The sequence below is a fragment of the Pseudomonas sp. S3(2024) genome (assembly GCF_036861315.1).
GTDB classification, from domain to species: domain Bacteria; phylum Pseudomonadota; class Gammaproteobacteria; order Pseudomonadales; family Pseudomonadaceae; genus Aquipseudomonas; species Aquipseudomonas putida_A.
In genome coordinates, this window is sequence record NZ_JAZAQQ010000005.1 from 191,511 (window position 1) to 204,590 (window position 13,080).

12 protein-coding genes are annotated in these 13,080 nt (G+C 62.7%); 8 read left to right on the top strand and 4 right to left on the bottom strand.

Features of this window, described 5'->3' with window-relative positions; genetic code table 11:
• A complete protein-coding gene (locus tag VLA07_RS15045) occupies positions 1-1,080 on the bottom strand; it encodes a hypothetical protein (protein ID WP_333989576.1) in 1,080 nt (359 codons plus the stop codon).
• Between the two features lie 315 nt (positions 1,081-1,395).
• Between VLA07_RS15045 and VLA07_RS15050 the strand changes: the two genes are divergently transcribed.
• Positions 1,396-1,668, top strand: a complete 273-nt coding sequence (locus VLA07_RS15050) for a hypothetical protein (RefSeq protein ID WP_096796472.1) — start codon at positions 1,396-1,398, stop codon at positions 1,666-1,668.
• 45 nt (positions 1,669-1,713) lie between these two features.
• Here the strand turns inward: VLA07_RS15050 and VLA07_RS15055 are convergent, their stop codons facing one another.
• Entirely contained in the window at positions 1,714-1,920 is a 207-nt protein-coding gene (locus VLA07_RS15055; RefSeq protein ID WP_096796473.1) for a hypothetical protein, read from the bottom strand.
• 241 nt (positions 1,921-2,161) lie between these two features.
• On the opposite strand from VLA07_RS15055, the gene VLA07_RS15060 reads away from it, so the two are divergent.
• The 4 genes from VLA07_RS15060 to paoC all read left to right on the top strand — a co-directional run bounded on the left by VLA07_RS15060 (position 2,162) and on the right by paoC (position 8,113).
• Entirely contained in the window at positions 2,162-3,916 is a 1,755-nt protein-coding gene (locus VLA07_RS15060) for an L-lactate permease (protein WP_333989577.1), read from the top strand.
• 431 nt (positions 3,917-4,347) lie between these two features.
• Positions 4,348-4,971: an aldehyde dehydrogenase iron-sulfur subunit PaoA gene (gene paoA, locus VLA07_RS15065; RefSeq protein WP_097088855.1), complete on the top strand. Its 624-nt coding sequence runs from the start codon at positions 4,348-4,350 to the stop codon at positions 4,969-4,971.
• On the top strand, positions 4,968-5,924 hold the full coding sequence (locus VLA07_RS15070) for an FAD binding domain-containing protein (protein ID WP_333989578.1): 957 nt from the start codon (positions 4,968-4,970) through the stop codon (positions 5,922-5,924). Before paoA ends, VLA07_RS15070 begins: the two co-directional genes overlap by 4 nt.
• Entirely contained in the window at positions 5,921-8,113 is a 2,193-nt protein-coding gene (gene paoC / locus VLA07_RS15075) for an aldehyde oxidoreductase molybdenum-binding subunit PaoC (RefSeq protein ID WP_333989579.1), read from the top strand. The genes VLA07_RS15070 and paoC overlap by 4 nt, the downstream gene beginning before the upstream one ends.
• A gap of 94 nt (positions 8,114-8,207) precedes the next feature.
• Here paoC and VLA07_RS15080 read toward each other — a convergent pair whose 3' ends face one another.
• Complete coding sequence (locus VLA07_RS15080; RefSeq protein WP_333989580.1) at positions 8,208-8,684, bottom strand: (R)-mandelonitrile lyase; 477 nt, start codon at positions 8,682-8,684, stop codon at positions 8,208-8,210.
• 97 nt (positions 8,685-8,781) lie between these two features.
• Between VLA07_RS15080 and VLA07_RS15085 the strand changes: the two genes are divergently transcribed.
• Positions 8,782-9,675, top strand: coding sequence for a LysR family transcriptional regulator (locus tag VLA07_RS15085; RefSeq protein WP_096796479.1), 894 nt, complete (start codon positions 8,782-8,784; stop codon positions 9,673-9,675).
• Positions 9,676-9,679: 4 nt separating this feature from the next.
• On the opposite strand, the gene VLA07_RS15090 is transcribed toward VLA07_RS15085, so the two are convergent.
• On the bottom strand, positions 9,680-10,639 hold the full coding sequence (locus VLA07_RS15090; RefSeq protein ID WP_190953435.1) for an aldo/keto reductase: 960 nt from the start codon (positions 10,637-10,639) through the stop codon (positions 9,680-9,682).
• Positions 10,640-10,751: 112 nt separating this feature from the next.
• Between VLA07_RS15090 and VLA07_RS15095 the strand changes: the two genes are divergently transcribed.
• Positions 10,752-11,525, top strand: coding sequence for an alpha/beta hydrolase (locus VLA07_RS15095; protein ID WP_333989581.1), 774 nt, complete (start codon positions 10,752-10,754; stop codon positions 11,523-11,525).
• A gap of 264 nt (positions 11,526-11,789) precedes the next feature.
• Positions 11,790-12,656, top strand: coding sequence for a CAP domain-containing protein (locus VLA07_RS15100; RefSeq protein ID WP_333989582.1), 867 nt, complete (start codon positions 11,790-11,792; stop codon positions 12,654-12,656).
• Positions 12,657-13,080: the final 424 nt, after the last annotated feature.

A 13,080-nucleotide genomic window follows, 5' to 3' on the forward strand; every position in this document is an offset into this window, starting at 1 on the left:
TCACTCTCCTTGCACGTTGGGTTCAATCTGCCGGGTAGTCGATTGCGGCGGCTGCCATTCGACACGATTCACGCCCTGCCCGACCGACGGTTGTTCGCCCCCGCCAAGGCTGCCCTCGACCTGTCCGGCGATATGCAGGGTTCCGGCCATGACTCCGGTGGTCGGGTTCTGCAGCAATTTCGCCCAGGCCTTGTCGAACGTGCTGCCCAGGCTGCTGCGAATCAGCGCTTCGCTGTCGGGCCGGTCGTTGGCCTGGATGATCGCGCGGATGCCCGCCACGCCGATCGAGATCACCCCGCCGACCAACTTGCCCGCCGCAGCCGCCACCGCACTGGCCGCTCCGCGCGGAGCCATTTCCGCCTCCATCCGCTGGCTGGCGCGTTTGGCCACGGGGGCCATGCCGGCGTCGGTCGAAGCGATGCCCTTGCTGCCGCCTTCGGTGTGGATCTTGTCGATCAGCGCGGCATACGCCGGCAAGGTGTTCAGCGGCTCGGTGCTGATGATTTGATACAGCGACGCATCACGCGCCGGCGGCGGCCCGAGGGCAATCGCCGGGACCTTCTGCAGACGCCCGTTGAGCTGGGCCACCGGCACACCGTAACGCTGGGCGATGAGCGGCATCTGCTGGGCCATCAGTTGCGCGTAGAACGCCGTGGCCTGCCCGAGGATCGCATCCGGATCGATCTCCACCGCCACCGGTGCCAGCACTCTTTCCTGATATTGCTCAAGCAGATAGCTCGCCAGGCGCTTGGCCGAAGCGTCCTGCTCGCCGCCGGCACTGATGGTGTACCAACTGACCTTCATCGACAGCCATTCCTGAGTCCAATAGCTGCTGAACCACGGAATGAAATTTTCTTCAGTTTGCTGATAGACGCGAGTGCGCCAATGTTCCATTGAGCCACGGGCAAATACTTTGACTTGCTCGGTGGATTGCTGCGAGGCGCTGACGATGTCGCGATCGATCTGCTGCCAGGTCGCCGGCGATACCACCACAGCCGGCGGCGCCACCGGGGCCCGGGCCGAGGAGGCGCAGCCAGCCAGCAGACACAGTGCGGCGAGGCTCAGCGCACGCAGGTTCACGGTGGTGGAGTCCTTGAATTGAGGAAAACAGATTTGAGTATAGGTGCGGGTATTGGGCCATTTGTCGGTTGTGGCCGGACGGGCGCTCTCACTTTGAAATGCGTTCCCCCTGTGGGAGCGGGCTTGCTCGCGAAGGGGCCGGCACAGCCAACATCTTCATGGCTGACCCACCGCTTTCGCGAGCAAGCCCGCTCCCACAGGGGGAAGCATCAACCATCAACGCCGTCGATATTCACCATCGCCACGTTTGCCTTCCGCCCGCCGCCCGGCGAAGGCACGATTCACCCATCCGAGACGCAACGAGGAGTACCCATCATGATTCGCACCATCACCCTCTCCGTGAGCTTCCCGGTGTTCGGCAGCAACTACTACGACCAGCAAGTCGTCTCGCGCAAGTCCCAGGCGCTGCTGTTCAACGAAGATTTCGACGATGTGCTGATGCCCGCCGCGAGCAATCATTTCAGCAATGAAGTGGTCGGCATCAACGATCAGTTCCGCTTTCTGAGCGACATACTCGCCACCCATTTGCTGGATCTCGAGGCCACCGCGCCTGCGCATTCCAGCGTCCGGGCGAGCGCTCATTTTTAATCGACGAGGGCGCTCCCGTTGCGGGAACGCCCTTTTGATTTCTACTCAGTCATCGTCGCGATCACGATAGTAACGACGCCCGTCGCGACGACCATCGTCGCGGTCATCCCAGCGCCGGTCATGGTCGTAATAACGCCCGTGATCGCGGTCGTAATGCCGCCCGTGGCGATGATCATCATCAAAATCCGCCACACAGCCAGCCAGCAATACAGCGGCGGATATCGTCAACAGCAAGGTTGTTGCACGCTTCATTCAAACTTCCCTAACACCAAGGTCTTGACCACGGAACGGCTGTCACTGCCTGCGCCTTCAGGACGCAGTGCGCGCAGCCGCTGATACGACCGGACAAAAGGACTTTGATTCACTGCCCGACCACGACCGTTGATCGGCCCGCCGCCAGCATCCGGGCAGCGGCGAAATGCCACCTATACTGCTGCTTAGCGACTCCCACGCAACGGATCTGCGCCTCGATAACAACAAGCAGAGGTGGACCATGGTCTGGCAGCAAATTTACGACCCGTTCGGCAACCCGTTGATCTCCACGCTCATGGCTGCAGTGCCGGTGGTGGTGATGCTCGCGGCGCTGGCGTTCTTTCACGTCAAGGCGCATCTGGCCGCTCTGTTGGCGTTGGCGTCAGCCCTGCTCATCTCGATCTTCGCCTTCGGCATGCCGGCGAGCATGGCCGGTTCGGCGGCGTTGTTCGGCGCGGCCAATGGTTTACTGCCGATCGGCTGGATCGTGCTCAACATCATTTTTCTGCACCGCCTGACCACCGAGAACGGCTCGTTCAAAGTGCTGCAGGATTCCCTCGCACGCATCACCGATGACCGGCGTTTGCAGCTGCTGCTGATCGCGTTCTGCTTCGGCGCGTTTTTCGAAGGCGCGGCCGGGTTCGGCACGCCGGTTGCGGTGACCGGGGCGATTCTGATCGGCCTCGGTTTTTCGCCGTTGGCCGCCTCGGGGCTGGCGCTGATTGCCAACACCGCACCGGTGGCGTTCGGCGCCCTCGGCACGCCGATCATCACCCTGGCCAAGGTCACCGGGCTCGATGAGATGGAGCTGTCGATGATGGTCGGTCGACAGTTGCCGTTTTTCTCGGTGCTGGTGCCGTTCTGGCTGATCTGGGCGTTTGCCGGGTGGCGCAAAATGCTGGAGATCTGGCCGGCGATTCTGGTGGCCGGGGTCAGCTTCGCGGTGCCGCAATTCCTCGTGTCGAACTTCCACGGGCCGATGCTGGTGGACGTGATCGCCGCGCTGATTTCCATGGCCTGCCTGACCCTGTTTCTGCGGGTCTGGAAACCGGCGACGGTGTACACCTCAGCCGCCCTGTCCGGGCGGGTCGACAACTCCCGGGTCGAGGAAGAAAAAGTCACCGCCAGCGGCGCTTTCAGCGATCAGGCGCGCCCGGCGGTGATGCGTGCGTGGATGCCGTGGATCATCCTCACCGTATTCGTGTTCGCCTGGGGCACCCAGGGCTTCAAGAACATCTTCGACGTGCGCCCGGCGCTGGACCCGGTAACCCATTCGGTCAAACTCGATGCGCAAGGCAAACCGCTGAATGAGGCCAACCCGATTTTCTCCCCGGCGCTGACCTTTACCACCCTGCACCTGCAAGTGCAGAAAGTCCCGCCGGTGGTGCCGACGCCGAAAGCCGAAGAGGCGATCTACAAGTTCACCTGGTTCACTGCCACCGGCAGCGGCATCCTGCTGGCGGCTATTGTCGGCGGGCTGCTGATGGGCTATTCGATCCCGCAACTGATCAAGCAATACCTGCGCACGTTGTGGGTGGTGCGCTTTTCGCTGATCACCATTGCGGCGATGCTGGCGCTGGGGTTCCTCACGCGTTATTCCGGACTGGACGCCACCATGGGTCTGGCGTTTGCCGCGACCGGGGTGTTCTACCCGATGTTCGGCACCCTGCTCGGCTGGCTCGGCGTGGCGTTGACCGGTTCGGATACGGCCTCGAACGTGCTATTCGGCGGACTGCAACGGGTGACCTCGGAACAACTGGGCATCAGCCCGGTGCTGATGGCCGCAGCCAACAGTTCCGGCGGGGTGATGGGCAAAATGGTCGATGCGCAATCGATCGTGGTCGCCTCCACCGCCACCCGCTGGTATGGGCATGAGGGCGAGATTCTGCGCTACGTGTTCTTCCACTCGATCGTGCTGGCCATCCTGGTGGGCGGGCTGGTGACATTGCAGGCGTATGTGGCGCCGTTTACGCACATGGTGGTTGGCGGGCATTGATGTCGCTTGTAGGGGCCTCTTCGCGAGCAAGCCCGCTCCCACATTTGGACTGCATTGCCCTGTGGGAACAAGCTATTTCCCCACCAGGATTGCATTCTCCGTGGGCACAAACCCATTCCCACATTGGAATGCATTCCCAATGTGGGAGCGGGCTTGCTCGCGAAAGCGGTGTGTCATTCAACTCATAGACGAACTGTTCCGACGCCTTCGGGAGCAAGCTCCCCTTCCACATTGATAGGCATGCCCCCCAAATTTGGCTATGTCGATCAGAAGATTGATGAGCCATGCGCATAACTCTATAGCGCAAATCCGCAAAAACCTTTTCCCCTCCGCGCAGGTCATTCCAAGAACGAGACCGGTAAACATGCCGGCGCGCCCGTTTGGGCCCTTCAATCCCTGCCGTCCTGATTAAGCCAGAGAGGAATCGAAGCATGACGATTTCCCGACGAAGATTCCTGATCCTCGGCGCGGTGACCGCCACCGCGTTTGCAATGCCCCCCTTCATTAGCCTCAAGGCCTACGCGGCCAGTCTGGAGCAACCCGCCATGGCCAAACTGACGATCAATGTAAACGGTAAACCCCAAGCCCTTGAGGTGGACAACCGCACCACCCTGCTCGACGCCCTGCGCGAGCACCTGCACCTGACCGGCAGCAAAAAAGGCTGCGACCACGGCCAGTGCGGTGCCTGCACCGTCATCGCCGACGGCCGCCGGATCAACTCCTGCCTGACGCTTGCGGTGATGCATGAAGGCAGCGAGATCACCACCATCGAAGGCCTGGGCATGCCCGACAACCTGCACCCGATGCAGGCCGCGTTCATCAAGCATGACGGCTACCAGTGCGGCTATTGCACGCCGGGGCAGATCTGTTCGGCGGTGGCGGTGCTCAAGGAAATCCGCGAGGGCATTCCCAGCCACGTCAGCCCGAGCCTGACCGAAGCCCCGCAACTGATCGCCAGCGAATTCCAGGAACGCATGAGCGGCAACATCTGCCGCTGCGGCGCCTACTCGAACATCATCGAAGCCATCACTGAAGTCGCGCAGGTGCCAGCATGAGACCGTTAAATTACAGCCGCGCCGACTCCCCTGCCGCAGCCGCAGCGCTGGCGGCACAGGTCGAAGGCGCGAAGTTCATCGCCGGTGGCACCAACCTGCTGGACCTGATGAAACTCGACATCGAAACCCCGCTGCACCTGATCGACGTCAACCACTTGGGCCTCGATCAGATCGAAGCCACGCCTGAAGGCGGATTGCGCATCGGCGCGCTGGTGCGCAACACCGATCTGGCCGCTGACAGCCGCGTGCGCAAAGACTACGGACTGCTCTCCCGCGCCCTGCTCGCCGGCGCCTCGGGCCAGTTGCGCAACATGGCGAGCACCGCCGGCAACCTGCTGCAACGCACCCGCTGCCCGTACTTCTACGACGTCAATCAGGCCTGCAACAAACGCCAGCCCGGCAGTGGCTGCGCGGCGATTGGCGGGGTCAGTCGCCAATTGGGGCTGATCGGCGTCAGCGACGCCTGCATCGCGACCCACCCGAGTGACATGGCGATTGCCATGCGCGCCCTCGATGCGCAGGTTGAAACGGTGAAGCCGGACGGCAGCACACGCAGCATCGCCATCGCCGATTTCCATCAACTGCCAGGCAACACGCCGAACATCGAAACCAGCCTCACGCCCGGCGAGTTCATCACTTCGGTAACCCTGCCGGCCCCGGTTGGCGGCACGCACATTTATCACAAGGTGCGTGATCGCTCGTCGTACGCTTTCGCGCTGGTGTCGGTCGGTCTGATCCTGCAAAAGGACGGCAGCGGCCGTGTGGCGGTCGGCGGTATTGCGCCGAAACCCTGGCGGGTGGAAGCCGCCGACGCGTTGCTGCCCAAAGGCGCAAAAGCCGTCAGCGAACGCTTGCTCGACGGTGCCACGCCAACCCACGACAACCAATTCAAACTGACCCTGGTCGAGCGCACGCTCGGCTCGGTGTTGGCGCAAGCGAGGGATCAAGCATGAAGTTCGACACGCCCGCCACCACCAACCCGATCGACCAACTCAAGGTCGTCGGCAAACCCACCGACCGCATCGAAGGCCCGCTGAAAACCAGCGGTCAGGCGCCATATGCCTACGAGCAGCACGAGGCCGTGGCGAATCAGGCTTACGGTTTCATGGTCGGCTCGGCCATCGCCAAGGGCCGCATCAGCCACATCGATCTCGACGCTGCACAAGCGGCGCCCGGCGTGCTGGCGATCGTCACCGCCGCCAATGCCGGCAAGCTCGGCAAAGGCCAATACAACTCGGCGCCGCTGCTCGCCGGGCCCGAGGTGCAGCACTATCACCAGGCCGTGGCGCTGGTGGTCGCCGAGACCTTCGAACAGGCTCGCGCTGCGGCGCAATTGGTCAAGGTCGATTACGTCGCGGCCAAGGGCGAGTTCGAACTGGCCAACGTGCTTGACCAAGGCGTCGAAGACGACGAGTTGCCCGACGTCACCCACGGCGATTTCGACAAGGCCTTCGCCGCCGCGCCGGTGCAGTTCGACCAGACCTACACCACTCCCGATCAGTCCCACGCGATGATGGAGCCGCACGCGACCCTGGCCGCATGGGAAGGTGATCATCTGACCTTGTGGACCTCCAACCAGATGATCGCCTGGAGCGTCGGCGACGTCGCCACCACCCTCGGCCTGCCCAAGGAAAACGTGCGCCTGATCTCGCCGTACATTGGTGGCGGCTTCGGCGGCAAACTGTTCATTCGTGCCGACGCGATCCTTGCCGCCCTCGGAGCGCGCCTCGCCAATCGCCCGGTGAAAGTCGCCCTCGCCCGCCCGCAAATGGCCAACAACACCACCCACCGCCCGGCCACGATCCAGCGCATTCGGATGGGCGCCACGGCGGACGGCAAGCTCAGCGCCATCGCCCACGAAGGCTGGTCGGGTAACCTCAAGGACGGCAAGGTCGAAGTCGCCGCGCAGCCGAGCCAGTTGCTCTATGCCGGAGAAAATCGCCGGGTGACCATGCGCCGGGCGCCGCTGGATCTGCCCGAAGGCAATTCCATGCGCGCGCCGGGTGAAGCACCGGGGCTGATGGCGCTGGAAATCGCCATGGACGAAATGGCCGAGCAGCTCAAGCTCGACCCGGTGCAGTTCCGCATCCTTAATGACACCCAGGTTGATCCGGTAAAAACCGAGCGTCCGTTTTCCCAGCGACGCCTGATCGAATGCTTGCAGACCGGTGCCGAGAAATTCGGCTGGAACCAGCGCAATGCTACTCCCGGCAGCCGTCGCGAAGGTCGCTGGCTGATCGGCATGGGCGTCGCTGCGGCGTTTCGCAACAACCTGCTGCTGAAGTCCGGCGCCCGGGTGCGGCTGGAGCGCGACGGCAAGGTCACGGTGGAAACCGACATGACCGACATCGGCACCGGCAGCTACACCATCATCGCCCAGACCGCGGCCGAGATGATGGGCGTGGACCTGGCGGACGTCAGCGTGCATCTGGGGGATTCGACCTTCCCGGTATCGTCCGGCTCCGGTGGCCAGTTCGGCGGCAACTGCTCGACTGCCGGGGTGTATGCCGCGTGCATGAAACTGCGTGAAGCGGTGGCGACGAAGCTGGGCATGAGCGGTGACGTCGAGTTCGCCGACGGTCAGGTGCGCGCCGGCGGCAAGGCCCTCTCGCTGCGTGATGCGGTAAAAGATGGCGTGGTCGAGGCCGAGGACAGCATCGAATTCGCCGACCTCGCCAAGCAATATCAGCAATCGACTTTCGGCGCGCATTTCGTGGAGGTTGCGGTGGATGCAGCGACCGGCGAAGTCCGCGTGCGGCGCATGCTCGCGGTGTGCGCGGCGGGGCGGATCCTCAACCCGAAAGCAGCGCGCAGCCAGGTGATCGGCGCGATGACCATGGGCGTCGGTGCGGCGCTGATGGAAGAGCTGGCGGTGGACAAACGGCTGGGCTTTTTCGTCAATCATGACCTGGCCGGATACGAGGTGCCGGTGCATGCCGACATCCCGCATCAGGAGGTGATTTTCCTCGATGAGACCGATCCGATTTCATCGCCGATGAAAGCCAAGGGTGTGGGGGAACTGGGGATTTGCGGCGTGAGCGCGGCGGTAGCGAATGCGATCTACAACGCCACCGGGGCGCGGGTGCGTGAGTATCCGATTACGCTGGACAAGATTCTCTCTTCCTTGCCGCCGATGATCTAGTCATCTGCACATTCAAGCCCTCTCCCCAATCGATATGGGGTGAGGGCTTCGGTAGCGCACTAGCATGGGGTGCTAGGGGTCGAGGATGCGGAAGTTACTCCGATCTTGGGTATTGTGTCGCACTCACCTGCTCCATCCACTCCACCACTTCACCCTCCAGCACCTCGGTAATCGCAATGTGCGTCATCGCCGTGGTCGGCCCGGCGCCATGCCAGTGCTTCACCTGCGGCGCAATCCACACCGTATCGCCAGGGCGGATCTGCCGAACCGGCTGACCCCACTCCTGCACAAAACCTGAACCGGCGGTGACGATCAGCGTCTGACCCAACGGATGGGTATGCCACGCCGTACGTGCGCCGGGCTCGAAGGTCACCGTTGCGCCGCTGACACGCGCGGCATCGCTGCCCTTGAACGGCGCGTCAACACGCACAGTGCCGGTGAACCAGTCTGCCGGGCCTTGGGCCGAGGGTTGCGAGCCATTGGGAGTAACAATGACGCGCGGGGATTCGTTGGCCTGGGCCTCACCCGCAATTAAGGACAGGGTCAGTGCAGAAGCGGCAATCGGGTTCATGGCGATGGTCTCCGCTGATCAATAGCCGCACTTTACCGAGCCGGACTGTTCAGATAATCGACTAGAATTCGAAAAAACTTATGCAGGACACTCATCAATGCTTCGAGAAAACGCCAGTGACCTGCTCGCCTTCCTCGCCGTGGCCCGCGAGCGCAGTTTCACCAAAGCCGCGGCCAGACTCGGCGTTTCGCAATCGGCGCTCAGTCATACCATTCGCGCCCTTGAAGCGCGTCTGGGCCTGCGCCTGCTGACCCGCACCACGCGCAGCGTCTCCCCGACCGAGGCCGGCGAACATTTGCTGCAGACCATCGGCCCGCGCTTCGAAGAGATCGAACAGGAACTGGCGGCCCTGAGCAACCTGCGCGAAACCCCGGCCGGCCGGATCCGCATCAGCGCCACCGACCATTCGCTGAACTGGCTGCTGCGCCCGGTGCTCAAGGAATTCCTGCCCCAGTACCCGGACATCGCCGTCGAGGTGATCTGCGATTACGGTTTCGTCGACATCGCCGGACAAGGCTTCGACGCCGGCATTCGGCTGGGCGAAGACGTGGCCCAAGGCATGATCGCCACCCGCATCGGCCCGGACATGCGCATGGCGGTGGTCGGCTCGCCGGCCTATTTCGCCAACCGTGCACGCCCGCAAACACCAAGAGACTTGACTGACCACGCCTGCAACAACCTGCGTCTGCCCACCAACGGCGGGCTGTACACCTGGGAATTCGAGAAGGGTGACGAAAGCCTCAAGGTGCGGGTATCCGGGCAAGTCACACTGAATGGCGTCTACCCGCTACTCGACGCCGCAGTCGACGGTTTCGGCCTCAGCTACATTCCGGAAAATATCGTCGCGCCGTATCTGGCCGACGGGCGTCTGGTGCAAGTGCTGGCAGACTGGTGCCCGACATTTGCCGGTTATCACCTGTATTACCCGAGCCGACGCCAGGCTGCGCCAGCGTTCGCGTTGTTGGTGGAGGCGTTGCGGTATCGCGGTTGACCGCCTACCCCAGCAGCGCAATCAACTGATGCCGCTGCGCATCGGTGAGCATCGGCCCGAATCCGGCGCCAGCGTTGTCGGCCATGTAGCGCGGATTGCCGGTGCCGGGAATCACGCAAGTCACCGCCGGGTGCGACAGCAGGAACTTCAACGCCAGTTGCGGCCAGCTGTTGACCTGCACGTCCGAGACCCAGGCCGGCAACGGCTTGACCTTGAGACGGGCGAGCAACCCGCCGCCGCCAAAAGGCCGATTGCAGATCACCGCCACCCCGCGTTCACGGCACAGCGGCAGAATGCGTTTCTCCACGCCACGGTCATCGAGGGCGTAGTTGATTTGCAAAAAATCCAGTTGTTCGGCCTTGAGCACTGCTTCGACTTCATCGTAGGCCGACGGCGTGTAATGGGTGATGCCGATGTAGCGAATGCGCCCCTGTTCTTTCCATTCCCGCAGAATTGGCAGATGGCTCTGCCAGTCCAGCAGATTGTGGATCTGCATCAGGTCGATGCGTTCGGTGCGCAGCAGACGGAAGGATTCCTCCATCTGCGCGATACCTTCCTTGCGCCCTCGGGTCCAGACCTTGGTCGCCAGAAACGCGGGTGAACGCGGTTCGTGAATCGATAGCAGCTCGCCAGTAGTTTGCTCGGCGCGGCCATACATCGGCGAGCTGTCGATCAACGTGCCACCCTTTTTGAACAGCTCGTCGAGCACTGCTGGCAATAGCTTATAAGCCGGATCGCCGGGAGCAACGTCAAAGCCGCGATAAGTGCCCACGCCCACTATGGGCAACAGCTCGGAGCTGGAAGGGATGGCGCGGGTCTGCATGGTCTGGTCTCCTGCCTGGCTCGGCGAAGTGGCAGTCGGTGTGATGGCAGTGGCCAACGCCCGGTCAAAGGTCAGGACCGCCGAAACCCCGGCAGCCAGCGTGAGCAAGCGGCGCCGGGAACAACCCTCAGTGTGGCTCATGCGGGTTCCTCTGCTGCGTGAATCTGTTGCACCTTGTATGCGACAGCGGCCGGCCCGATTCACTGGACTACACTGCGACTGCGAACACCCGCGCCCCGTTAAAGTTAGTCGAATGTCCAGAAAACTGATGTCACTCGTCGCCTTGCTCATCGCCCTCTACCTGTTGCTGTGCGGGGCGCTGTTCATTTTTCAGCGCTCGCTGATCTATTTCCCCCAGCCTGACAACGCCGTGACTACGGAAGATTCGCGGCTGAAACTGGCAATGCCGGAGGCCGATGTGTGGGTGACCGTTCGCGAACACGCCGGGCCAAAAGCGCTGATTTACTTCGGCGGCAATGCCGAGGATGTGTCGCGCAATCTGCCGTCGTTCAGTGAGGCTTTTCCCGACTACGCGGTGTTTTTGCTGAACTACCGGGGCTTCGGTGGCAGCGGCGGCTCGCCTTCGGAGGAAGCGATTGCCGAAGATGCGCTGGCGCTGTTTGATCAGGTGTACGCCAGCCATCCGCAGATTGCCGTGATCGGCCGCAGCCTGGGATCGGGGGTGGCGGTGCGGCTGGCGAGTCAGCGTCCGGCGACCAGATTGATTCTGGTGACGCCGTACAACAGCCTCGAAGAAATTGCCGTCCGCCAATACCCGTGGTTTCCGGTCAAATGGTTGCTCAAGGATCGCTTCGAGTCGGGCCGCTATGCCGCGCACATTCGCGTGCCGACGTTGCTGTTGGCGGCCAGCGATGACGAAGTGGTTCCACGAGACAGCACGCAGCGGCTGCTGACGCATTTCCCCAAAGGCGTGGCGACGCTGCGCGTGGTGCCGGATTCGGGGCACAACTCGATTTCCGAGCGGGTGCAGTATCTGCAGTGGATGCAGGAAGTGCTTGATCGCTGATAGCCGATTATTGCGTTGGCTGAACTGGCCCCTTCGCGAGCAGGCTCGCTCCCACCTTGATAATGCAATCCCCTGTGGGAGCGGGCTTGCTCGCGAAGGCGCCAGTGCGAACAACACAAAATCCAAGGATCGCCCTCCCCTTCATCACCCACCAAAAAAGCCAGATGGCCAGCATGAACCAAGTGCAAAAAGCCCAGTCCTAGTGGCGCCGTATTCCGCGGCTGCCCACTTCAGCACTGTCCTTTTCCCTGAGTCTGCCGTCCCATGCGCCATGTCGTTCGCTCATCACGCTTCGTTTCGCTGTGCCTGCTGATCCTCGCCCCACTGTTCACCGAGACCTCCCACGCCAGCGAAGAGCGGCAACTCGTGGCCGCGATCAACGACTATCGCGCCCATCCGCAACGCTGCGACCGCCGCCCGGCCCAGCGCCTGGCGCCACTGTCGCTGAAATCGAATCTGGCGCTGCCGATCGGCTATGGCTACGGCGGTGGCTTGCGCGAGAGATTGAAATCTTCGGGGTATTCGGCGGTGGCGGTACGCAGTATCCGCATCATTGGGGCCGGGGATGCCGAGGAAGCCTTCGAACAGCTGCAAGACAGCCACTGCAGCGCACTGCTCGACGATCAGTACGCCGACATCGGCGTCAGCCGCTCCCGTGGTGAATGGCAAGTGGTGCTGGCGCAACCGGTGCTCGACAGTCGTGTCGGCGACAACCGCAGCGTCGGCAAGGCCTTGCTCGCCGAAGTCAACGCCGCTCGGGCACGCCCCCGGATGTGCGGGCGCCAACGCTTTGCCGCCGCCCGCCCCCTGAGCTGGAACCCGGCGCTGGGCGCCGCCGCACAAGGGCACAGCAAAGCCATGGCGTACGGCAACTATTTCGCCCACCGCGACCCGGACGGCGATATGCCGGCAGATCGCGCGCGGGCGGCGGGTTATCGAGGTCGGCAGATCGGCGAGAATATCGCCGCCGGCCAGAGTTCACCGGGCAAGGCGATGGCCGGATGGCTGGCCAGCCCCGGCCATTGCGCCAACCTGATGAACCCGATGTTCACTCAGGTCGGTGCCGGGTTCGCCAGTGAGGCGCGCAGTGATGAGGGGGTTTACTGGACGATGGTGTTTGGCGCGCCTTGATTCGCTTGAGAGCTTTTCAGTGACGCTACTGGCCTCTTCGCGAGCAAGCCCGCTCCCACACTGGATCTGTGTTGTTCACAAATCCATGTGGAAGCGGGCTTGCTCGCGAAGAGGCCGGTACAGACACCCCCAATCGCTTGCGCCGCCTCCCGGTTCAGTCCAGTTCGGTGTGATGCGAGAAGTTACAGCGCAGTAGAAACAGTTGCGCCCTTCGATAAAAAAGGGCGCTGGAGTCTGGAGTAAAACGACCGGGGTTCAGACCGGAGAAATCGTCGCAAGCATTCCGATCAGAATGGTCAACGTCAGAAACCCACCGAGGAAAATCGCCATCTTGTTCATGCTGCTCTCCTTAATGTTGAGCTTGCGGTGCACCGGGCGCTTCGGGATGAAGGGCTGCCGCGGGTGACCGAATTGCCGGGCTATT

Coding starts and splice junctions, on each gene's coding strand:
- VLA07_RS15090 (WP_190953435.1), bottom strand. CDS start 10,639: ATGAGCCACACTGAGGGTTGTTCCCGGCGCCGCTTGCTCACGCTGGCT.
- VLA07_RS15050 (WP_096796472.1), top strand. CDS start 1,396: ATGATTCGCACCATCACCCTCTCCGTGAGCTTCCCGGTGTTCGGCAGC.
- VLA07_RS15080 (WP_333989580.1), bottom strand. CDS start 8,684: ATGAACCCGATTGCCGCTTCTGCACTGACCCTGTCCTTAATTGCGGGT.
- VLA07_RS15095 (WP_333989581.1), top strand. CDS start 10,752: ATGTCCAGAAAACTGATGTCACTCGTCGCCTTGCTCATCGCCCTCTAC.
- VLA07_RS15070 (WP_333989578.1), top strand. CDS start 4,968: ATGAGACCGTTAAATTACAGCCGCGCCGACTCCCCTGCCGCAGCCGCA.
- VLA07_RS15085 (WP_096796479.1), top strand. CDS start 8,782: ATGCTTCGAGAAAACGCCAGTGACCTGCTCGCCTTCCTCGCCGTGGCC.
- VLA07_RS15055 (WP_096796473.1), bottom strand. CDS start 1,920: ATGAAGCGTGCAACAACCTTGCTGTTGACGATATCCGCCGCTGTATTG.
- paoA (WP_097088855.1), top strand. CDS start 4,348: ATGACGATTTCCCGACGAAGATTCCTGATCCTCGGCGCGGTGACCGCC.
- paoC (WP_333989579.1), top strand. CDS start 5,921: ATGAAGTTCGACACGCCCGCCACCACCAACCCGATCGACCAACTCAAG.
- VLA07_RS15100 (WP_333989582.1), top strand. CDS start 11,790: ATGCGCCATGTCGTTCGCTCATCACGCTTCGTTTCGCTGTGCCTGCTG.
- VLA07_RS15060 (WP_333989577.1), top strand. CDS start 2,162: ATGGTCTGGCAGCAAATTTACGACCCGTTCGGCAACCCGTTGATCTCC.